Source organism: Rhodococcus mengyinensis (genome assembly GCF_048381435.1).
GTDB classification, from domain to species: domain Bacteria; phylum Actinomycetota; class Actinomycetes; order Mycobacteriales; family Mycobacteriaceae; genus Rhodococcus_F; species Rhodococcus_F opacus_D.
The window spans coordinates 166,182-187,995 of the sequence record NZ_JBLWIT010000091.1; the positions used below are offsets into that span (position 1 = coordinate 166,182).

Sequence of the window (21,814 nt, forward strand, 5' to 3'; positions counted from 1 at the left end):
TTTCTCCGATTCGGATGGTCAGGCGGTGAATGCGTTGTGGCGGGCGGGGCGCGAGCAGGTTCGGTGTCGAAAGACGCTCATTCGTCCGGGGGTGGGCCGGCACGTGAGGCGGGTAGCTGCCGCATCTCGAGGACCTGCAGGCCGAGATTTTGGAAGCGGTTGAGCAGCCCGTACAGGTGGGCTTCGTCGGTCACGTCGCCGAAGAACAGGGTTTGATCGGGCATGCGGACGTGGTCGAGTTCGGGGAAGGCGTCGGTCAGTGCCTGCGACACGACGCCGGCGACACGGAATTCGTAACGCATGTGAGCTCGATTCTCGGAGCCGAAGGCGAGTTGTCCTCATCATCTGCCCCGCCCGGGCCTGTTGGGATCACCCGGTATGGGCGACCCGCCGCTACAGAATCCCGAGGTCGCGGGCGCGGTGGACGGCCTCGCGGCGGCGCGTGACGCCGAGCTTGCGGTAGATGCGCAGCAGGTGCGTCTTGACGGTGTTGGTCGAGATCGACAATTCGGCCGCGATCTCCTCGGTGGTCAGCATCGCCGCGACCTGGCGCAGCACGTCGAGTTCTCGTGGGGTCGGGGGCTCGATCACGGCGGGCAGTGCCGGGTCGCCGGCCGGGAGCGGATCAGGGCGGAGGGGGGTGGGCAACCAGTCGTGTCCGTTCGCCCGTTGCGGATTCTGCCGGAGCCAGTGGTGCACCCAGGGCCCGCTCTCGACGAAGACCCGCCGCAACTTTTGCGGGCGGGCGAGGCCGAGCGCCTGCTGGAGCAGTCGGCGGGCCTGGTCGGTGTGCCCGTCGTCGGCAGCGGCCTGGGACCGCAGCAGGCACGCCTGCACCCGGGTCGGGACCGATGTGCCCGCCGGCACGTCCGCGAGGACTTCCAGCGCGCGGGCGTTGTCGTGACCGGTGGCGAGCTGTACCCGGGCCCGTGCCACGGCGTGCTCCGGACGGCCGGAGGGTGCGGCGTCGAGGACATCGAGGGCCGCCCGGGTGTCGGCGTGCGCGAGGTGGGCGCAGGATGCGGCGATGACCAATTCATCCGCCGCCCACCGCGGCGGGGGGTGGACCAGAGCTGTTTCCGCGGTGCGCAGGATCTCGAGGGCGCCGCGCCAATCACCGTCGGCGGTGGCAAGCCGGGAGCAGATGACGGCGGCCGTGGCCGTCGTCATGGGGTCGGGCCGGGATCCGGGCTCGATTGCCAGGTCGAGATGGGTGTGGGCGGCCACGCGGTCGTCGTGTTCGGCCGCGACTCCGGCCAGGACGAGGTGACTGAGCCGGACCAGGTCGTCCGGCGGCACCGCCGAGCGCTCGGCGACGGCGAGCGCTCGGCGCGAGTGTGCCAGGGCTTGTCTCAGACGTCCCCGCAGCAGCTCGACCAGGGCGAGGGAGCCCAGCGAATCCCGCAGCGGCTGTTCGGTTCCGGTTTGCTCGCTCGCGGTGACCGCGTCGGTGAGTATCTGTTCGGCGCGGTCGAGATGGCCGGCGCCGAGTTCGGCCGAGCCGAGCCCGCCCAGCACCATCGCGGGGATCTCGGGGTGTTGCCCGCGCAGGGGCTGCGGCACCGTGTGGAGCAGCCGGTCGGCGGTGGTTGCCGCCTGCCGGGTGGCCGCCAGATCGCCGGCGGCCCGTCCCGCGAGCACCCCGACCATCGAACGGACCAGCTGGGGTGCCGGGGCCGCGGGCCCGGCGCGCAGGAACTCATCGGCCCGGGTCAGCGCGGCCGTGCAACCGGTCAGGTCTTCATCGGCGAGTCGGAGGGCGGCGTCCACCAGCGCCGGAGCCGCGCCGGGCAGGTCCGCCGGCATCGCGGCGAACGCGTGAGCGAGTCGTGCGGTGTCGAGTCCGGTGAGGAGCCAGCCGACCGCACGGTTGTCGACCAGCTGACCGGCGGCGAACTGCCAGTCACCGGCGGCGGCGGCCTGTGTGACGGCATCGGCGACGCGCCCGGTGTCGGCGAACCAGCGCGCCGCCTGGGCGCGCAGGTGGGGTTCGAGGCCGGGGTACCGCTGGGAGAGGTGCGCGCGGAGCACCTCGGCGAACAGCGGATGCAGCCGGTACCAGGCCGATCCGTCGACGCGGTCGAGGAAGGCGTGGTTGCGGGCGAGGCATGCCAGGGTCCAGTCCCCGTCGCCACGGCCAGTGAGCAGGTCCGCCAGTTCGGGGTGGATCCGGTCGGTGATGCAGGCACACAGCAGCAGCTCCTGCGCCGCGGGCGGCTGTGCGGCGAGCACCTCCGAGAGGAGGTAGTCGGCGATCGTGGTGCGGTCGGCGGCGAATGCGCCGATAAACGCCTCCGGGTCGGCGCTGCGCAGCATCGCCAACGCGGACAGGCGCAGCCCGGCGGCCCAGCCGGCGGTGCGTTCGGCCAGCAGTGCAACACCCGCCCGCGAGATCTCCAGCCCGTGCGAGCGCAGCAACAGTTCGACCTCCGCGGGGGTGAACATCAGGTCGGCGTTGCGGATCTCGGTGATATCGCCGTGCGCCCGGTAGCGGTGCAACGGCAGCAGAGGCTCGGTCCGGGTGGTGAGCACGAGCCGCAGCACGCCGGCTGCGTGCGTGACGACGAAGTGCAGGCCGGCGGCGATCTCGGGTGCGGACACCGCATCGAACTGGTCGAGTACCAGAATCGCCGGCTGCCGGGAGGCGGCCAACGCGTCGGCGAGGCGCACCAGCAGTGAGTGGTCGACCTGCTCGGCCCGCGCCGGCCGCCCGACCTCGACCGGCAGTACCCCGCCCCGGTGCAGCGCCTCGAGCACATAGGCCCAGAACAGTCCCGGGGCGTCGCCGGGTTCCACGGTCAGCCATACCGGGAGTGGGAGCGCCGTGTGCTCGCGGGCCCACTGGGCGGCGAGCACCGTCTTGCCGGCGCCGGCCGGTCCGGCGACGAGCGTCACCGGCCCACCCGTCCCGGTGGTCAGCCGGTCGAGCAGCCCCTGCCGGCGGACGAAGATCTTCGGGGCCGCCGGGACCGCGAACCGGGCCGCGAGCAGCGGGTCACCCGAATAAGCAGGGCGGCGCGGGTGCTGCGGGTCGAGGGAACCGGGACCCCTGCGATCGGGAACCGCGGGATCGGGCATTGCAGGGTTCTGCATGGGGCACCGGCGTCCGTCAGAGGCGATTCTGGGTGATCACTCGACCCCTCCAATTGAACTCCGACGCTTCCCAGGTCGTCACCCGTTTCGGTGGATGCGACCAGCGGCCGGGCTGCGAAGACTGAAACCAGACCACAGGTGAGACTGCCCGACCTCGCACCGTATTTGTCCTGCCGTCGGCTCGGCGATCTGGCATGGCACCGTCAGACGCGCCATCACCAGACGAGCCACCGTCGCCGCGAAGAAAGCTGACCGCCCGGCCCCCGACGGCTGAGGCCGGCCGAGGCCGAGCCCACGTCGGAATCCGATAGCCGAGCAAACCTGTTGCGGGACTGAGAATGTATCCGGTTACGAGGGGGCAGGGTGCAAGTTCGATTTCGCCGGGTCGCCGGTCGAGCCGTCCGGTTCAGTGGCGGCGGGTTGGTGAACTCGAACCCCCAGAACAGCGAGTGCCACCGCGAGCTGCGAGTTCCTCTACGCTGCACAATCATCGGTGCGACCTACTCGCGCGCAGCACTGTAACCGCTCCTCCGCTCGGCCGTCCGCCGACCGGCGCTACGCCAGTGTCTTCGTCTTGATCACCTGGAACTCGGCGTCGGTGATCGCGCCGGAATCGAGGAGCGCCTTGGCGTCCGTGATCTGCTGAGCCGGAGACTTCCCGGCGACGTCACGGATGTAGGAGTCCTGGGCCTGCTTGACCTGATGAGCGGCGGCCATCGACCGCTTCGCCATGCCGTCGCCACGGGCGATCACGTACACCAGTGCCGACAGGAAGGGAATGACGAACAGCAAGAGGATCCAGATCGCCTTCACCCACCCCGACATCTCGCGGTCCCGGAACAGGTCGGTGATGATCGAGAACAACACGGACAAGTAGGCCGCGAAGGCGAAACAGACGAAGATGAACCAGAAGAACTCCCAGAAACCTTCCATTTTCGACGCTCCGTCCACTTGGTGTTTCCGATCAGAAGGCCAGGATTCCGGCCTCCTCGAATCTCAATTGGTGTCGAGCGCGTCGAGCGCCGCCAGAATGCCCTGGACCGGGATTCGCCCGGAGGCCACCAGTTGCGCGTCCTCGCGCCTGAGGGCGGAGGCGATCGGTGCGGCCCAGCAGTTCTCGTAGACGAGGACCGCTCCGGAGCACCCGGGGGCCAGGACGGTAGCCGCCTCCTCGAGGTCTGTTCGGTCGATCAGACGCGTCGCCGCCTCGGCGAACAGCGTCACGTCCACGCCGCCCTCGAGCCCGAGGTCCTCGATGGGCCCGAGTTCGTCGAAATCGGTGTCGTTCACTGCGAGACCTCTCTTGTGAAGACAGCAGCGACAGCCACACACACAGCTTCTTCATCAGTATTCACCCTCGGAGAGCGCGGCGACTAGAGCACAAGGCCACCTGTCGCTTCGGCCGCTGCACGGTCCGCCAGTTCACGGCGTGCCGCCTTCTCGACGAGGAGGGGTACGAAATCACGGATCCTGCACTCCGCGAGGCGCTTGTGAACGGTGCGCACGATGTGCTCGACGTCCACGGGCGAGACGGCCGTATACCGAATGGACAGGCGTTCGATGACCCGCTCGATCTGAAGCAATTCGTCATCGCCGGCCATCGACTCATCGTCGTCCCGCTGTGAAACCACCGTCAAGACACGAAACGGCCTCTTGAACACCTCGGTTCGGTGTCATGGACATGAAAATCCCTGAGTCTGGGATGAATCCAATATCCGGAGTATGCCCGGAAGTACAATTTCCCGACTACCACCAGGTGAAACGGCGGACAATGGAGGTACCGGGCCGCCCGGCTCGCGGTAAGGGAAGGGACGGTCATGTCCGAGACAACGTCGGTCAAGCAGGGCATCGCGGCAGGCACTTCGATCGGGGCGGCCATCATCATGGTGACCGTGGGCATCATCCACCTCTTCCAAGGAATCGCCGCGGTTGCCGAGAACGAAGTATTCGTGGCGGGGCTGAACTACATCTACAAGTTCGACCTGACCACTTGGGGATGGATCCACATCGTGCTGGGTGTACTCGTCGCAGGTGTCGGCCTCGCGCTGTTCACCGGCGCGGGATGGGCGCGAGTGTCCGCGATCGTGATCGCGGCCGTCTCCATACTCGCCAACTTCCTGTGGCTTCCGTACTACCCGTGGTGGTCGGTGCTCATCATCGCACTCGACGTCGTGGTGATCTGGGCCGTGTCGACCTGGAATCCGGATCGGGTCTGAGCAACCGGCAGCCGGGGGTAGAAGCCGTGGGAAAGACAGCGACAACGACAACCGCCCCCGTCGACCCCCTGCGCGCACGCTGAGACCCGACCATGTCCTGGACAGGAAGCCTCGGCCGGTTACCCGGGATCGCGACGGCGCGGGCATACCGCCGGGAGTGGTTACGCCCCGACGTCACCGCCGGACTCGTCCTCACCGCCCTGCTCATTCCCGCCGGGATGGGGTACGCGGAGGCCGCCGGGTTGCCCGCCTACGCCGGCCTCTACGCGACGATCATCCCGCTCCTCGCGTATGCCCTGGTGGGACCGTCGAAAATCCTCGTGCTCGGCCCGGACTCGTCGCTGGCACCGCTCATCGCCGCGGCGGTCCTGCCGCTCGCCGTCGCCGACGACCCGGAGAGCGCGCTCGCCCTCGCCGGCGTCCTCGGCGTCCTCGTCGGCCTCATTCTCCTCGTCGGCGGATTCCTGCATCTCGGCTTCGTGACCGAACTGCTGTCGAAGCCAATCCGGCTCGGCTACCTCAATGCGATAGCGCTCATCGTCGTCGTCGGCCAACTGCCCAAGCTGCTCGGATTCTCCGTCGACGCGCCCGGCCTCATCAAAGAGATCGGGGAGATCGGACAGTCCGTGATTCAGGGCAACATCGACCCCGCCGCCGCCGCCGTGGGCATCGGTTCCCTCGCCGTCATCGTCGGATTCCGCATCTGGTTGCCCCGCATCCCCGGTGTCCTCGTGGCCGTGGTCGGCGCGATCATCCTGTCTGCGGCACTCGGACTCACCGACGACATCGGGATGGTCGGCGCCCTACCCGCCGGCCTGCCGCTGCCGTCGTTCGGCGGTGTCGACTGGGGGGACGTGGGGAACCTCGTCGGCCCCGCGGCCGGTATCGCCCTGATCGCGTTCGCCGACACGGGGGTGCTGTCCCGCACGTTCGCCGCCCGGCACGGTGAAGACGTGAACGGCAGCACGGAGATGAAGGCGGTCGGCGTGGCCAACATCGCCGGCGGACTGTTCGGCGGGTTCCCCGTCTCCGCCAGCGGGTCGCGGACCCCGGTGGCCGAACAGAGCGGCGCCCGCACCCAACTGGCATGCGTCGTCGGAGCACTCGCCGTGCTGGTCTTCGTCCTCGTCGCCCCCGGGGTCACCACGTACCTCCCCGACGCGACACTCGGGGCCGTGGTGATCGTCGCCGCCACCGCGCTGGTCGATGTCGGTGGAATGGTCCGGATGTGGCGCATGAGCACCGTGGAGTTCGGGCTCGCCGTCGCTGCATTCCTCGGGGTGGCCTTGGTGGGCGTGCTGCAGGGAATCCTCGTCGCGATCGGGTTGTCCTTCGTCGCGGTGGTCGCGCAGGCGTGGCAGCCGTACCGCACGGAACTCGTCCGGACGCCCGACCGCCCCGGCTTCCACGACGTCCAACGCCACCCCGGCGGCCTCCGCATCCCCGGACTGGTGCTGGTGCGCTTCGACGCTCCCCTCTTCTTCGCCAACGGCGAGATCTTCGACGAATACGTGCGCTCGGTGGTGGCGGCCGCGCCGACCCCGGTCGAGTGGGTGGTCGTGGCGTCCGAGCCGATCACCGGTCTCGACACCACCGCCGTCGACGAACTCGTCGACCTCGACACGTATCTCGAAGGGAAAGAGATCCGGTTGGTGTTCGCGGAGATGAAGGGCCCGATCAAGGATCGGCTCATCCGGTTCGGGGTGGGCGACAGGTTCGATTCGTCGCACTTCTATCCGACCATCGAGTCCGCTGTCACCGCATTTCACAGTCGAGCCGACCACACCGGAGATCCTTCCGGCGGCTGAACCCTCAACCGCGGGGCGCCGCCCCTGTCGCAGTGCGAGTGCCGTGCGCCGCCCGCCACAGTCGCACCCAGTCGAATGCAGGCGCAGCCGGACGCACCCCGGGCCTCGTCCTGGGCACCCGCACCCGCAGGGCGTCCGGTTCGATGGTGCACCGCACCGGAGTGCGGAGCATGAGTGATTCGCCGTCGACTCCCACGGGGATCTCCGGGGTGTCGGCGTCCACAACCACCTCGATCGCCGTTTCCTGCGTCAAACCGTGAACATTGGTGCGACGCAGCAGACCGACCGCCTGCCGGGTGTTCGCCACCGACACGGTGACCGCGCCGAGGACGCCGCGATCGAGACGGTCCCGGCGGCTCAGACCGGCCAGATCACTGTTGCCGTAGGGATTGTTGCTCACCAGGACCGCCTGCGGTCCCTCCACGGCCGTCTCACCGATCCGCGCGACCAATCGAGGCCCCGCGTGCCCGGTGAGCAGATCGGGAAGCAGCGTCAGCACTGTTGCGGCCTTGTCGTCGCGGTAGGCGGGACTGCGGACGATTTCGGCGTAGACCCCGAACGACGCGTTGTTGACGAAGGGTCGGCCGTTGATGGTGCCGAGGTCGACACGCAGCTCGACACCGTCCCGGAGTGCGTCCAGCGATCGGGTGGGATCGGTGCGGTCGAGTCCGAGATCCATCGCGAAGTGGTTGCGGGTTCCGGCACTGATCACGAGGAACGGCAGGTGGTGTTCCGCCGCGACCGCCGCCACGAGAGCCTGGGTTCCGTCTCCGCCCGCCACCCCCAGCAGATCGGCCCCTTGCGCGACCGCCCGCCGGGCCAGTGCGGTGACGTCGATGGTGGCCGGCCCTTCGAGCAGCTCGACGTCGGCGCCCAGCTCCTCGGCTCTGCGCTTCAGGTCGAATTTCGTGACCTTCCCGCCACCGGAATGCGGATTCATGATCAGGAACGGGTGCTGCGCGGGCGGGGCAGGGTATTCGGGCATGGTCGTCTCCGCACGTCTGCCACGCAAAGCGGCGCGAGCGCAGACGACGGCCAGCACAGCGAGGCCATACGAGAGCAGCACCACCCACAGCAGGTGCGCGCGGACGAACAGTGTCAGCACGACGATCGGCGCGACGATCGCCACTCCCAGGGAGATCCACCTGAACACTCCGCGCCGGGTGAGGAACCAGTACAACGCCGCCACCGTGACCACGACGCCACCGGTCCCCACGATGAGCAACGCCACGGTGCCCAGCACCCCGGCGAACAGCACGGGCACCGCCGCCGCACCGACGGCGAGCACGAACGCCACACGGGCCCACCAGCGCCGGCCACTGTCGCCGGTATCGGCGGTGCCTGATCTGTTCACGTGACTGCCCCTCACCGGCGGCGCGTACTTCCTCGCGACGGTCCGACTTCCCGTCGTATTCCATCCTCCGCCGTGCGCGGAGGCGAGCGCAGCACATTGCACGTCTTGGGCTGCGGGTCTTCGCCAGCCGTCAAGCGCCAGTTCCCGATAGGTTGCCTGCGCGCGATCCCGTCGAGAGGTCCCGCCATCCGGCGAGCACCCTGTGCACGGCCTCGGCGCCGTGCAGTGGGTCGGGCGGTGCGGGCAGGTCGGCGGGGTAGATGAGAAACGGGGTGCTCTGCGGTCCGCCCATGCCGCCGTGCGAGCCGACCTGCTCCTCGAACGCCGCGACCTCGTCGGTCTCGGGCCAGTACGCGCCGCCGACCATGATGTCGGCGACGTTGTCGAAGGTGTCGGTGCGTCGCACCTTCGCCAGCGCGTCGGGGCCCATCACCGCGAGCGGGTTCTCACCGGTGACCTCGCCGGTCGTCACGTCGACCTGGCCGTGGGGCCCGAGCACCACGGACCCGCCCGGGGCGGCAACGAGCAGGAAGCCGACCCCGGGATGCTCGCGCAGCCCGAGGAGCAGCCCGGGATGGGCAGCCTCGATGGCACCGACATCGGCGCGTCCGGGCAGGTGCGGGAAGTAGATCAGGCCGAGATTGCCCGAGCCGAGCACGATCGGCTCACCCGTGGAGGCTTGCGCCTCCTCGCCGGCCGTCGGCGAGTGCACGCTGGCCGCCGCGTAGCCGCGCCCCTCCGCCCCGGGCTGTCGGGAGGCGTCGGATTCGCGCTCGTACCAGCGGCGCTGCACCGCGGCCGGTTCGCGCTGTGCGGCAAGACGGATGACCAACTGCCCCAGGGTTTCCCCGTAGCGCTGCAGGAAGGTCGCGCCCTGACTCTGCCCGTGATCGGACAACACGACGACGCGGTAGGGCCGATCGGCCTGCCCTACCACGGCGAGCAGCATCTCGATGACGTCGTCGAGTTTGGTCAGCACCGCGAGGGTCTCGGGCCGGGAAATGCCGGAGTGGTGCGACACCTCGTCATAGCCGATCAGGTCGACGTAGACGACACTGCGCCCCTTGATCAGATCGCCGACCACCGCGGCGGCGGCGACGTCGGTGGCGAGCACGGTCGCGAACGCCCGCACAAACGGATAGACCCCACCCCGCGGCACCCGCGGCTGGATGTCCTTCCGCTTCTGCCGCAGTGACTGGCGCAGTTCCCGTTGCAGTTCCGCGACCATCCGGATGAACGTGCGCAGCGCGCTCGCCGGATCCGCGAAATAGTCGCTGTAGCCGGCACCGCCGCCGAGGCGGGCACCGCGCATGCGGCTGACGACGAGCACGTTGTCGTGCGCGCCGCCGGTGAACAGGTTGCCGCGGCTCGCACCGTCGTGCGCCAGCAGGCCACGAATGTCCGTGCGTTCGAGTTCGCGCTGCTCGTTGTCGGCCGGGTTGCTGAACACCGAAATGTGCTCGGTCGTCTTGTCGTACCAGCGAAACGCCGGCACGTTGTGGTTGGAACCGTGCAGCACGCCCAGCTGGGTCGCACCCGTCTGACTGCTCCAGTCGGTGTGCCACGGCACCAGCTGGTGGGTCTCGCGCACCAACTTCGCCAGCCCGGGCGTCACGCCGTCGGCGATCGCGCGACGCAGCACGTCGTAACCGAGGCCGTCGATCTGGATACACAACAGCCCCGGGGACGCGTCCACGAGCGCGGCGTTGCGACGCAAGCGGAACCGCTGTCGGCGCACCTGCATCAGTCGGTAGGCGGTATCGGAGCGGGACGCGATCGCGCCCGAAATCACGGAGGTGAACAGCGAAAGCAGCGCCGCGAGGTAGAACGCATCGCGCGGCTGGTCCACCGACGCGACTGGTACCAGGTACAGCGTCAACAGCATGATCACACCGCCGGCGAGGAACACCCCGACGAACAGCAGCACCGGGCCGATCCACGACATGCACCGCATCATCACCGGCCACAGCGCGGCGTTGAGCAGGCCGAACACCAGCGCGAGCACCAGCGCGGCCGGGAGCGTCGGGATCGGAGCGAAGCTCGACTGGTCCAGGAGGATGCCGCGGAGGATGCGGTCGAGCACGATGATCGCGAGCGCCGACGACCCCCACAGCACGAAGAATTCGACGAGCACCCGCACCACGCCGCCCACCGTGCGCATCGCACCGCCTTTCGTCATCTGGAATCGTAAGGGTGTGAGCGCAACGCCGGGTCCGGTTGCCGCCGCACCCGGTGTGCGCTGGCTCGGACATTCCAGCGCGCTGATCGTGGACCGCGGGACGGTCGTCCTGACCGATCCGGTGCTGACCGACCACGTCGCGCACCTACGACGCCGCCGAGGGCCCGCACCGATCGGGCCGCACGTGCGCAACCCGGACGCAGTCCTGCTCTCGCACCTGCACGCCGACCACACGCACCTGCCGTCGCTGCGGCTGCTCGATCCGGACGTCCCGATCGTGGCCCCGTGGCGGGCGGTCGACGGCCTGCCGGCGCTGCGACAGTTCGCCGACCGCCTGGTGTTGCTGCGGCCGGGCGACGAGACACGAATCGGCAATGTCACCGTGCGCGCCGTGCCCGCCCGACACGACGGCAGGCGCTGGCGGCGCGGCCCGCAGATCGCGCCCGCGGTCGGGTACGTCGTCGAGGGTGGCCGGCGGAGCTACTTTGCCGGCGACACCGACCTGTACCCGGACCTCGCCGACCACGTCGGCCCTGTCGATCTCGCGCTGCTACCCGTCGGGGGCTGGGGTCCTACCCTCGGGAAGGGTCACCTCGACCCGACTCGCGCCGCGGTCGTCGCACGCCTGGTGGAGGCGGGCCTGGCGGTGCCGATCCACTACGGAACACTGTGGCCGATCGGCCTTGACGCCGTGCGCCCCCGGTTGTTCTTCGGTCCGGGCGCGGAATTCGTCCACCACGCCGAGAGGGCGGGTGTCGTTGCGGTGGAGTTGCACCCGGGTGGCGAACTCGGGGTGTGAATTCGGTTGCTCCGAAACCGTGTCGATCGACGTGTGGGTGCGCTCCGAGGCGCGAAGACGGCCAAAGCGCTCTGGTCGGCTCCTCGATCGGCGGAAACTGGAGGTGGCAATTTCAAGTCGCACCATCGCCGACAAGGTGGTGAGCTGGGCGGTGTCGATGGACGAGGACGGCGTGCGAAGTCTCTCCCGCCATGCGCGGGCGCGTGTGCTGGTTCCGGCGATCCTGCGCCCGGTGTGCGCCACGGTAGTGCTGGTGGGCGCATATTTCCTGCTGCCCTTCACCACGGTCGACAACCTGCGCACCGTGTCCCTGGTGGTCGGTGGTCTCGCTGTGGTCTGCGCGGTGTACGTCTGGCAGATCCGCAGGGTGCTGCGTGCCGAATACCCGGTCGTGCAGGCGGTCGAGGCGTTGGCCGTCACTGTGGGGGTCTACCTCGTCGGCTACGCGACGACGTACTTTCTGCTCTCGCACTCGGGCCAGGGCAACTTCAGCGAAGTGTTGACCCGCCTCGACGCCCTCTACTTCACCCTGACGGTATTCACCACAGTCGGATTCGGTGACATCGTGGCCACCACGGAGACCGCGCGGGCGGTGGTGTCGGCACAACTCATCGGCAACCTGATCCTGATCTCGTTGGGCATCCGGGTGCTGACCGCGTCGGTTCGCTGGCGGCGAAAGCCCGGGATCGCCCGTGACCCGGCGGGGCCCTGACGACCGGTACTCGACGGGTTCGCGACCTAGAGCCGCTCCTCATAGCCCGGCTTCCATGTCGCGACAGCCCAGATCACGAACACGTCCAGCACGATCATGACGACCGACCACCACGGGTAGTGGGGCAGCCACAGAAAATTGGCGAGGAGCGAGAGCGCACAGATCACCATGGCGCCGACGCGGGCCCACGTCGCCCCGGTGAACAACATGACACCGACGGCCGCAACGATCACACCGAGCACCAGGTGAATCCAGCCCCACGCGGTCGTGTCGAACTGGTAGATGTACTCGGCGCCCGCCACGACGAGGTCGTCCTTCATGAGCGCCGAGATGCCCGACAGCACATGGAGAATTCCGATAGTGAGCAAAACTATCGCTGCCACCATGGACGTTGCGGCAGCGACCCCCTGCTTGACCAACGACTCGTCGGACATCGCGATCCCCTTTCCGGACAAACCTTGGCCTGCAGATATTTTCCGTCGCCGCGTCGAGCGAGGTCAATACGCACCCGTCCGGGCATCTTCCTGACAAGGGGTGATCCGGCGGAGGATACTTACTTTCGCCAGTTCATTTCGTACGGTGACGAAAGAGGAACGGTCATGTCCGATGAATCGCTGGTCAAGCAAGGTGTGGCAAAGGGAACGTCGATGGGCGGGGCGGTTCTTCTCGTCACCGTCGGCGTGCTCGAGTTCCTCCAGGGGATCTCCGCGGTAGCCAAGGACGACGTGATCGTCGTCGGCATCGAGTACACCTACCAATTCGACGTCACTACCTGGGGCTGGATCCATCTCGTGCTCGGCGTGATCGTCGCGGCCGTCGGTGCGGCACTGTTCACGGGGGCTACCTGGGCGCGTGTCGGCGCGATGGTGCTGTGCGCCCTGTCGATCTTCGTCAACTTCCTGTGGTTGCCCTACTACCCCGGGTGGGCGATCACGATCATCGCGCTGAACGCCGTCGTGATCTGGGCGGTCGCCACCTGGAATCCCGAAGTGATCTGATCCGCAATGGAAGACGGCACGAGCACCGGCTCACTGGACAAGGACGAACGCGCCGAACTCCTCCGGTTGCGCGACGAGGTGGCGACGCTGCGCGGACAGGCCGCGGGCGCCGCCGCAGGTGTTCCGGCAGAACCGGTCGCCCACCCACCCCGGAACGGATTGCGTTGGACGGCCGTCACGATTCTGCTGGTCCTGGTCGCCGTTCTCGCACTCGCGTCGGTCACCGCACGCTTCACGAGAAGTCAGATCCTCGACACCGACCGCTACGTGAGCACGGTGACCCCGCTGGGTTCGAATCCGGCCCTCCAAGCGGACATCACGAACCAGATCACCGACGAGATCTTCACCCGAGTCGACGTCGAAGGGCTCACCAAGGACGCACTCGAGGCGCTGACCGACGTCTCGAATGTCGCTGCGAACGCTCCCCGACTGGACGCGGCCGTGGTCGGCCTCGCACCGGTGATCACCAGCCAGGCAAAGAACTTCGTCCACGACACCGTCAGCTCACTCGTGCAGTCCCAGCAGTTCGAAGACCTCTGGATCCAGGCGAACCGTTCGGCGCACAACGCACTCGTGGCGGTGATGACGGGCAACTACGGTCTCAGCTCGGTGGAGGTCGACCAGAGCGGCACCGTCAGCATTTCTCTGGGCACCGTCATCGACAATGTGAAGGCCGCGCTGACCGAGCGTGGTTTCGCGTTCGCCGACAAGATCCCCGCGGTCGACAAGCAATTCGTGCTGTTCCAGTCCCCCGAGCTGGTGAAGGCGCAGCGCGCCGTCAACGCCCTCGACAAGGCCTCGGCGATCCTGCCGTGGCTGGGAATCGCCTGCGCCGCCGCCGCGGTCGCCGTCGCCCCCACCGGCCGACGGCTGCGCGCGCTCTCCCTCGCCGGCCTGTCGATCGCCCTGGGAATGCTCATCCTCGCGATCGGGATTCTCGTCGGACGCGCCATCTACCTCGACAGCGTCCCACCCGACATCCTGTCGCCCGACGCGGCGGCAGCGGTCATCGACACCGTTCTGGTGCCACTGCGGACGAGTCTGCGTGCGGTCGCCGTCCTCGGTCTGGTGATCGCGATCGGCGCCTTCCTCACCGGCGGCTCGTCGTCCGCGACCGCCGTCCGTCGTGGGTTCGGGCAGGCACTGGACTTCGCCCGCAAGTCCGGCGCAGGCCGACCGCCGAACGAGGTGGAACGGTGGGCCAACCAACTCCGAATTCCACTGCGCTGCACCATCATCGGCGTCGCGGCTCTGCTGCTGATGTTCTGGCGCTACCCCACCGGACTGGTCGTGTTGTGGATCGTCTTCATCGCCCTACTCGCGCTCGCGGCACTCGAACTGCTCATCCGCCCGGCCCGCACAGCCACGGGACACGACTCGGGATCTACGCCGGTGCCTTCGTCGTGAGCGCCTGGCCCCGAAACGTTCTGCGATACGCCGACGGGGGGACGCCGAGCACGGCGCCCATGTGCTGACGCAGGGACACCGCGGTCCCGAAACCGACCTCGCGGGCGATGACGTCGACGGACAGGTCGGTGGTCTCGAGGAGTTGTCGCGCGCGGTCGACCCGGTGGGTGATCACCCAGCGGTTCGGGGTGGTGCCGACCTCTTCACCGAACCGCCGCGTGAACGTGCGGACACTCATGTTCGCGTGCGCGGCCATCCGGCTCAGCGTCAGCGACTCACCCAGCCGATCCAGCGCCCAGTCCCGGGTGGTCGCGGTGGACTCCGCCGTGGTCTCCGGGATCGGCCGCTCGATGTACTGCGCCTGCCCGCCGTCGCGCCACGGTGGAACGACGCATCGGCGCGCCACCCGATTGGCGACGTCGGAGCCGTGGTCGCGGCGCACGATGTGGAGGCAGAGGTCGAGTCCGGCGGCGACGCCTGCCGAGGTGAGGATGTGCCCCTCGTCGACGAACAGCACGTCGGGATCGACCCGGACCTGCGGATAGGTGCGCTGAAAGTGTTCGGCGTTGCGCCAGTGCGTGGTGGCGCGCAGTCCGTCGAGCAGCCCGGCCGCGGCGAGGATGTAGGAGCCGGTGCAGATGGAGACGTAGCGCGTGCCCGGCCGGACGAAGTCGAGAGCCGCCTCGAGGTTCGGAGGCAGATGCCCGTCGTCGTAGGCCGGGCCGAGTTCGTAGGACGCCGGGATCACCACCGTGTCGGCCTCGGCCAGCAACTCGGGCCCGTGATCGACGGACACCGAGAAATCGGCGTCCGAACGCACGGGCCGTCCGTCCGCCGTGCAGGTCTGCACGTCGTACAGCGGGTTCCCGTCGGCGTCCTCCGCCCGCCCGAAGACCCGCGACGGAATGCCGAGTTCGAACGGGATCACACCGTCCAGGGCGAGTACGACCACACGATGACGTTCGACCATGGCCAGATTCTTTCATATGTTGTCATTCCGGCAACTGTTCCGGCGAGACCCAGTCCCGCAGACTTACCGTCGTGACGTCCGAAATCGCGCCCCCGGCACCTCCGGCCCGAACCGCCCCGCCGCGCCTCCACTACGCGTGGCTGGTCGCCGCCGTCGCGTTCCTCGCCCTCGTGGGTGCCGCCAGCTTCCGGGCGGCGCCCTCGATCCTGATCGACCCTCTCCACGAGGACTTCGGCTGGTCGCGTGCCAGCATCTCCTCCGCGGTGTCGATCAACCTGGTGCTGTACGGGCTGACCTCGCCGTTCGCGGCGGCGCTCATGGAACGCTTCGGCATGCGGCGGGTGGTCACCGCGGCGCTGGTCCTGGTGTCCGCCGGCAGCGGACTGACCGTCTTCATGACCGCCACCTGGCAACTCGTGCTGCTGTGGGGCGTGCTCGTCGGGCTGGGCACCGGCTCGATGGCACTCGCCTTCGTGGCCACCGTCGTCGACCGGTGGTTCGTCGCCCGCCGCGGCCTGGTCACCGGCATCCTCACCGCGGGCAGCGCCGCCGGACAGCTGGTGTTCCTGCCGATCCTCGCGATGGTCGCCGAGCACTACAACTGGCAGACCGTGGCGCTGACGGTGTCATTCGCGGCCCTCGCCGTCGTGCCGCTGGTGCTCGTGTTCCTGCGCAACCGGCCGTCGGACGTCGGAGCGGTGCCGTACGGCGCCGGACCCGACTACGTCGCCGAACCACCCGCCCCGACCGGTCGCGGCGGCGCCGCGGGCCGGGCCGTGACGGTGCTGGTGTCGGCGGCGCGGACCCGGGTGTTCTGGCTGCTGGCCGGCACGTTCGCCATCTGCGGGGCGAGCACCAACGGACTCGTCGGAACCCACTTCGTCCCGGCCGCGCACGACCACGGTATGCCGGTGACGGCGGCCGCGAGCCTGCTCGCCGTGATCGGGATCTTCGACGTGATCGGCACCATCGCGTCGGGGTGGTTCACCGACCGATTCGATTCACGCAAGCTCCTCGGCATCTACTACCTGCTGCGCGGGATCTCGCTGATGCTGCTGCCGATCCTGTTCGCGAACACCGTGCACCCGCCGATGATCGCGTTCGTCATCTTCTACGGACTCGACTGGGTGGCGACCGTACCCCCGACGGTTGCACTGTGCCGCAAGCACTTCGGCAGCGACGCACCCATCGTGTTCGGCTGGGTGCTGGCGTCGCACCAGATCGGCGCCGGCATCGTGGCGTTCCTCGCAGGACTCGTGCGCGACCAGTTCGGCGACTACGACTCCGCGTTCTACGTCGCGGGCGGACTGTGCGCGATCGCCGCCGTCATGTCTCTGGCCATCGTCGCGAAACCCCGCAAGGTGACGTCCGAGATGAGTTGACCTGCGCCGAAACCACTCCCCCGAGCGGCCCCGGTTCCTAAGATCGATACATGGCAGCTCAGCGTGCGTCGGACGAGGTCATTGACCGCTCCAAGATCGAGAATCGGGCTCCGTCGGTAGCCGCACTGTTCGTGGATCGGGTGGCCCACTCACCCAACCGCGAAGCGTTCCGATACGTCGACGCGGCGGACCCGAAGCAGTGGTCCAGTGTCACCTGGTCCGAGGCGGGCGACCGGGTGCGCAACCTCGCGGCCGGTCTCATCGTCCTCGGTGTGCAGGCCGAGCAGCGGGTGGCGCTCGCGTCCGCCACCCGCTACGAGTGGGTGCTCGCCGACCTGGCCGTCATGTGCGCCGGCGCCGCCACCACCACGGTGTATCCCACCACCACGGCCGCCGACGTCGCCTACATCGTCGCCAACTCCGGCAGCCGCGTCGTCTTCGCCGAGGACGACGCGCAGCTGGCCAAGCTGCGCGAGAACCGCGGCGAACTCGGCGACGTCGAGAAGGTCGTTCTGATCGACGGCGACCCCGGAGACGACGACTGGGTGATCACGTTCGACCAGCTACACGACCTCGGCGAAGAACTGCTCGCCGAGACACCCGACGCCGTGCACGACCGGATCGAGGCGATCGACCCCGACGACCTCGCCACCCTCATCTACACGTCCGGCACCACCGGCAGACCCAAAGGTGTGCGACTGTCGCACTCGGCGTGGACGTACGAGGTGGCCGCGATCGACGCCACCGGCATCCTCGACGCCGACGACCTGCAATACCTCTGGCTCCCGCTGTCCCACGTGTTCGGGAAGGTCCTGCTCACCCTGCCGCTGCAGATCGGTTTCGCGACGGCGGTCGACGGTCGCGTCGACAAGATCGTCGAGAATCTCGCGGTGGTCAAGCCCACGTTCATGGGCGCGGCACCCCGCATCTTCGAGAAGGCGTACGCGCGGATCGTCTCCACGGTGCGCGAGGAAGGTGGGGTGAAGGAGAAGATCTTCGACTGGGCCATCGGCGTCGGGCTGAGGGTGTCGAAGGCCAAGCAGGCGGGCAAGAGTCCGTCGCTGCTCGACTCGGTCCAGCACGCCGTCGCGGATCGGCTGGTGTACAGCACGATTCGCGAACGGTTCGGCGGCCGCCTCAAGTTCTTCATCTCCGGATCCGCAGCCCTCAATCGTGATGTCGCGCAATGGTTCGACGCCGTCGGCATCGTCGTCCTCGAAGGGTACGGACTGTCCGAGACCAGCGCCGCGTCGTTCGTCAACCGCCCCTCGGCGTACCGGTTCGGCACCGTCGGCTGGCCCATCCCGGGCACCGAGACCCGGATCGGCGACGACGGCGAAATCCTCATCAAGGGCCCCGGCGTCATGAGCGGATACCACGAGAATCCCGAAGCCACAGCCGAAGCGCTCACCGACGACGGCTGGTTCCACACCGGCGACATCGGCGAACTCGACGACAACGGCTACCTGCGGATCACCGACCGCAAGAAGGACATGTTCAAGACGTCCAACGGCAAATACGTCGCACCGTCCGCCGTGGCAGCCACGTTCAAGGGCATCTGTCCGTACGTCGGTGAGCTCATCGTCGACGGCGAAGGGAAGTCGTACTGCGTCGCCCTGATCTCCCTCGACGCCGAATCGATCGGCGAGTGGGCAAAGAATCACGACCTGGGCGGCAAGTCTCTCGCCGAGATCGCGAACGCCCAGGAAACCCGCAACCTGATCGGCGGATACGTCGAGGAACTCAACGCCGGACTGAACCGGTGGGAGCAGATCAAGAAGTTCCGCATCCTCGAACGGGAACTCACCGTCGAGAACGGCGAGATCACACCGAGCATGAAGCTCAAGCGCAAGGTCGTGATGACCAATTTCTCCGACGAACTCGACAATCTCTACAACTGAGTTGACCCTCACGCGACGTCAGGCTGCACGGTAGAGGACGTGAGCGAGAAACATACGGTCGGCGTGGTCGCCAGGCTGGTCGGAGTGAGTGTGCGCACTCTGCACCACTACGACGAGATCGGTCTGGTGACACCGTCCGACCGCACACCCGGCGGGTACCGCAGCTATTCGGATGCCGACGTGGAACGTCTGCACCGCGTGCTGACGTACCGCGAACTGGGTTTCCCCCTCGAGGAGATCGCAGCCCTCCTCGACGACCCGGAAGTCGATGCCCTCGCGCATCTACGGCGACAGCACGCGTTGCTGAGCGAACGGATCGATCGCTTACACGAGATGGCTGCAGCCGTGGAGAAGATGATGGAGGCGAGAAGCATGGGCATTCAGCTCACCCCCGAAGAGCAGAACGAAATCTTCGGCGACAACTGGCCGGGAGAGGAGTACGCCGCCGAGGCCGAAGAGCGCTGGGGCGACACCGACGCGTGGAAGCAGTCCCAGCAGCGGTCCGCGAAGATGAGCAAGGAGGACTGGAAGCGAATCAAGGCCGAGGGAGACGCATTCGAGGCGTCGCTCGCGCAGGCGATGGCCGACGGCGTCGAACCCGGGTCCGATCGGGCCAACGCACTCGCCGAGGAACACCGCGCCGGCATCGAACGGTTCTACGACTGCGATTACGCAATGCAGGTGAACCTCGCCGAGATGTACCTCGCCGACGACCGCTTTCGCCGGCACTACGACGACGTCGCTCCCGGTCTCGCGCAGTACGTCCGGGACGTCATCGTCGCGAATGCGGAGCAGCAGTAGCGGGAACAGCGCGAACTCGACGACCCAGCGTCGTCGAGTTCGCGGCCGTTCGTCAGCACTATCCTGAACCCATGTCCGATGCGCAGCGTCCCAGCCCCAGTCAGTACGTCGGGTATCTGTTCGGTCGCACGCTGCCGGATTCGATGCAGGACTGGGTCCGCAACGACCTCGTCGGGCCGGGAGCCTCGGTGCGGTACGTCCTCCGTTTCATGCTTCCCGTCGTCGCGGTGCTGGCGTTGTTCCTCTTCATCCCCGGTCCGATCTGGATTCCGCTGGCGATGATGGCCCTCCTGCTGCTCCCCCTGCTCTACTTTGCGGTCGCGCTGATGAACATCTACCGTCGCCACCGTCTGCTCAGTCACGGCCTCGATCCGGACCTCCTCAATGCGAAGGCGCAGCGTCGCGCCGACCGCACGCGCGAGGACTACGAGCGCCGCCACGGCCGCACCGAGGACCAGTAGCAGCAGCGTGATGCATCACACCCTCGCCGCGAGAGTGATGCAGCGCACGTGAACGATCGATAAGTAATGCGTTAAAGTGGCGGCGTCCGAGTGGGTAATCCCACGAACCGCGTACCCCACAGGGTGCAGCGCTGGTTCCGACAGCCTCGACGGGAAGAGCAGTCATAGATGACAGTCACAGATTCGGCGGTCACGCCCGATATTCACACGACGGCGGGAAAGCTCGCCGACCTGCGTAATCGTCAGGCCGAGGCGCAGCACCCGAGCGGTGAAGCCGCGGTCGAGAAGGTCCACGCCAAGGGCAAGCTCACCGCCCGCGAACGCATCACCGCCCTGCTCGACGACGGCAGCTTCGTCGAACTCGACGCCCTCGCCCGACACCGCTCGGTGAACTTCGGCCTCGCCGACAACCGCCCCGTCGGCGATGGCGTCGTCACCGGCTACGGCACCGTCGACGGCCGCGACGTCTGCGTGTTCTCCCAGGACGCCACCGTCTTCGGCGGCTCCCTCGGCGAAATCTACGGCGAAAAAATCGTCAAGGTCATGGACCTCGCCCTCAAGACCGGGCGCCCCCTGATCGGCATCAACGAAGGCGCCGGCGCCCGCATCCAGGAAGGCGTCGTCTCCCTCGGCCTCTACGGCGAAATCTTCCACCGCAACGTCCAGGCCTCCGGGGTGATCCCGCAGATCTCCCTGATCATGGGCCCCGCCGCCGGCGGCCACGTCTACTCCCCCGCCCTGACCGACTTCGTCGTCATGGTCGACCAGACCTCCCAGATGTTCGTCACCGGCCCCGACGTCATCAAAACCGTCACCGGCGAAGACGTCACCATGGAAGACCTCGGTGGCGCGCACACCCACATGGTCAAATCCGGCGTCGCCCACTACGTCGCCTCCGGCGAACAAGACGCCCTCGACTACGTCAAGGACCTGCTGTCCTACCTGCCCAGCAACAATCAGGCCGCGGCCCCCCGGATGCTGCCCACCGACCCGATCACCGGATCCATCGACGACTCCCTCACCGCCGAGGACCTCGAACTCGACACCCTCATCCCGGACTCGGCGAACCAGCCCTACGACATGCACGAGGTCATCCGCCGCATCCTCGACGACGACGAATTCCTCGAGGTCCAGGCCGAACGCGCCGGCAACATCGTCGTCGGCTTCGGCCGCGTCGACGGCCGTAGCGTCGGGATCGTCGCCAACCAGCCCACCGTGTTCGCCGGCTGCCTCGACATCGACGCCTCCGAAAAAGCCGCCCGCTTCGTGCGCACCTGCGACGCGTTCAACGTCCCCATCATCACCCTCGTCGACGTCCCCGGCTTCCTGCCCGGCACCGACCAGGAATACAACGGCATCATCCGCCGCGGCGCGAAACTGCTCTACGCCTACGGCGAGGCCACCGTCGGGAAGATCACCGTCATCACCCGCAAGGCCTACGGCGGCGCCTACGACGTGATGGGCTCCAAGCACATGGGCGCCGACGTCAACCTCGCCTGGCCCACCGCCCAGATCGCCGTCATGGGCGCCTCCGGCGCCGTCGGCTTCGTCTACCGCAAACGCCTCCTCGAGGCCGCCAAGAACGGCGACGACGTCGACGCCCTGCGCCTGCAACTGCAACAGGAATACGAAGACACCCTCGTCAACCCGTACGTCGCCGCCGAACGCGGCTACGTCGACGCCGTCATCCCCCCGTCCCACACCCGCGGACAGATCGTGGCCGCCCTGCGCCT

Annotated in this window: 19 protein-coding genes and 1 pseudogene; 11 read left to right on the plus strand and 9 right to left on the minus strand. The window is 67.9% G+C overall.

Annotated elements, in window-relative coordinates; all coding sequences use genetic code 11:
• Window positions 1-77: 77 nt before the first annotated feature.
• The 5 genes and pseudogenes from ACNJ7E_RS17550 to ACNJ7E_RS17570 form a co-directional block, all read right to left on the minus strand.
• Window positions 78-302 carry a DUF8691 family protein gene (locus ACNJ7E_RS17550; RefSeq protein WP_418340551.1) on the minus strand — a complete coding sequence of 75 codons (225 nt, stop codon included), beginning with the start codon at window positions 300-302 and terminating at the stop codon, window positions 78-80.
• A gap of 91 nt (window positions 303-393) precedes the next feature.
• Window positions 394-3,093 carry a winged helix-turn-helix domain-containing protein gene (locus ACNJ7E_RS17555; RefSeq protein ID WP_418340552.1) on the minus strand — a complete coding sequence of 900 codons (2,700 nt, stop codon included), beginning with the start codon at window positions 3,091-3,093 and terminating at the stop codon, window positions 394-396.
• A 555-nt stretch (window positions 3,094-3,648) separates the two neighbouring features.
• Entirely contained in the window at window positions 3,649-4,026 is a 378-nt protein-coding gene (locus tag ACNJ7E_RS17560; RefSeq protein ID WP_280782862.1) for an SHOCT domain-containing protein, read from the minus strand.
• 63 nt (window positions 4,027-4,089) lie between these two features.
• Window positions 4,090-4,350 (minus strand): annotated as a pseudogene (locus ACNJ7E_RS17565) (DUF6325 family protein); the annotation flags it as partial.
• Between the two features lie 116 nt (window positions 4,351-4,466).
• Window positions 4,467-4,694: a three-helix bundle dimerization domain-containing protein gene (locus ACNJ7E_RS17570; protein WP_280782863.1), complete on the minus strand. Its 228-nt coding sequence runs from the start codon at window positions 4,692-4,694 to the stop codon at window positions 4,467-4,469.
• 216 nt (window positions 4,695-4,910) lie between these two features.
• On the opposite strand from ACNJ7E_RS17570, the gene ACNJ7E_RS17575 reads away from it, so the two are divergent.
• Together ACNJ7E_RS17575 and ACNJ7E_RS17580 are read left to right on the plus strand one after the other, a co-directional pair.
• The gene (locus tag ACNJ7E_RS17575; protein ID WP_280782864.1) at window positions 4,911-5,309 is read left to right on the plus strand and encodes a DUF7144 family membrane protein; all 399 of its coding nucleotides are present in this window, start codon (window positions 4,911-4,913) and stop codon (window positions 5,307-5,309) included.
• Window positions 5,310-5,401: 92 nt separating this feature from the next.
• On the plus strand, window positions 5,402-7,117 hold the full coding sequence (locus ACNJ7E_RS17580; protein ID WP_280782865.1) for a SulP family inorganic anion transporter: 1,716 nt from the start codon (window positions 5,402-5,404) through the stop codon (window positions 7,115-7,117).
• Window positions 7,118-7,121: 4 nt separating this feature from the next.
• On the opposite strand, the gene ACNJ7E_RS17585 is transcribed toward ACNJ7E_RS17580, so the two are convergent.
• On the minus strand, window positions 7,122-8,471 hold the full coding sequence (locus tag ACNJ7E_RS17585) for a diacylglycerol/lipid kinase family protein (RefSeq protein ID WP_280782866.1): 1,350 nt from the start codon (window positions 8,469-8,471) through the stop codon (window positions 7,122-7,124).
• Window positions 8,472-8,601: 130 nt separating this feature from the next.
• A complete protein-coding gene (locus ACNJ7E_RS17590; protein ID WP_418340560.1) occupies window positions 8,602-10,632 on the minus strand; it encodes an alkaline phosphatase family protein in 2,031 nt (676 codons plus the stop codon).
• 34 nt (window positions 10,633-10,666) lie between these two features.
• Between ACNJ7E_RS17590 and ACNJ7E_RS17595 the strand changes: the two genes are divergently transcribed.
• The gene (locus tag ACNJ7E_RS17595; RefSeq protein WP_280782867.1) at window positions 10,667-11,449 is read left to right on the plus strand and encodes an MBL fold metallo-hydrolase; all 783 of its coding nucleotides are present in this window, start codon (window positions 10,667-10,669) and stop codon (window positions 11,447-11,449) included.
• A gap of 103 nt (window positions 11,450-11,552) precedes the next feature.
• On the plus strand, window positions 11,553-12,161 hold the full coding sequence (locus ACNJ7E_RS17600; RefSeq protein WP_418340553.1) for a potassium channel family protein: 609 nt from the start codon (window positions 11,553-11,555) through the stop codon (window positions 12,159-12,161).
• A 26-nt stretch (window positions 12,162-12,187) separates the two neighbouring features.
• On the opposite strand, the gene ACNJ7E_RS17605 is transcribed toward ACNJ7E_RS17600, so the two are convergent.
• Complete coding sequence (locus ACNJ7E_RS17605; RefSeq protein ID WP_283335809.1) at window positions 12,188-12,595, minus strand: DUF7144 family membrane protein; 408 nt, start codon at window positions 12,593-12,595, stop codon at window positions 12,188-12,190.
• A 165-nt stretch (window positions 12,596-12,760) separates the two neighbouring features.
• On the opposite strand from ACNJ7E_RS17605, the gene ACNJ7E_RS17610 reads away from it, so the two are divergent.
• Entirely contained in the window at window positions 12,761-13,159 is a 399-nt protein-coding gene (locus ACNJ7E_RS17610) for a DUF7144 family membrane protein (RefSeq protein WP_105414911.1), read from the plus strand.
• A gap of 6 nt (window positions 13,160-13,165) precedes the next feature.
• On the plus strand, window positions 13,166-14,566 hold the full coding sequence (locus tag ACNJ7E_RS17615) for a hypothetical protein (RefSeq protein ID WP_418340554.1): 1,401 nt from the start codon (window positions 13,166-13,168) through the stop codon (window positions 14,564-14,566).
• Here the strand turns inward: ACNJ7E_RS17615 and ACNJ7E_RS17620 are convergent.
• A complete protein-coding gene (locus tag ACNJ7E_RS17620) occupies window positions 14,544-15,536 on the minus strand; it encodes a GlxA family transcriptional regulator (protein WP_418340555.1) in 993 nt (330 codons plus the stop codon). The genes ACNJ7E_RS17615 and ACNJ7E_RS17620 overlap by 23 nt on opposite strands.
• 71 nt (window positions 15,537-15,607) lie before the next feature.
• Between ACNJ7E_RS17620 and ACNJ7E_RS17625 the strand changes: the two genes are divergently transcribed.
• The 5 genes from ACNJ7E_RS17625 to ACNJ7E_RS17645 all read left to right on the plus strand — a co-directional run.
• Complete coding sequence (locus ACNJ7E_RS17625; protein WP_283353097.1) at window positions 15,608-16,918, plus strand: MFS transporter; 1,311 nt, start codon at window positions 15,608-15,610, stop codon at window positions 16,916-16,918.
• Between the two features lie 50 nt (window positions 16,919-16,968).
• Window positions 16,969-18,819 (plus strand): AMP-dependent synthetase/ligase, encoded by a 1,851-nt coding sequence (locus tag ACNJ7E_RS17630; RefSeq protein WP_418340556.1) that lies wholly within the window; start codon window positions 16,969-16,971, stop codon window positions 18,817-18,819.
• A 39-nt stretch (window positions 18,820-18,858) separates the two neighbouring features.
• Window positions 18,859-19,620 carry a MerR family transcriptional regulator gene (locus tag ACNJ7E_RS17635; RefSeq protein ID WP_280782874.1) on the plus strand — a complete coding sequence of 254 codons (762 nt, stop codon included), beginning with the start codon at window positions 18,859-18,861 and terminating at the stop codon, window positions 19,618-19,620.
• A gap of 71 nt (window positions 19,621-19,691) precedes the next feature.
• Window positions 19,692-20,081 (plus strand): DUF5313 family protein, encoded by a 390-nt coding sequence (locus ACNJ7E_RS17640; RefSeq protein WP_005257629.1) that lies wholly within the window; start codon window positions 19,692-19,694, stop codon window positions 20,079-20,081.
• Window positions 20,082-20,249: 168 nt separating this feature from the next.
• Window positions 20,250-21,814, plus strand: a 1,565-nt coding sequence (locus ACNJ7E_RS17645; RefSeq protein WP_418340557.1) for an acyl-CoA carboxylase subunit beta, incomplete at its 3' end; no start/stop codon positions are given.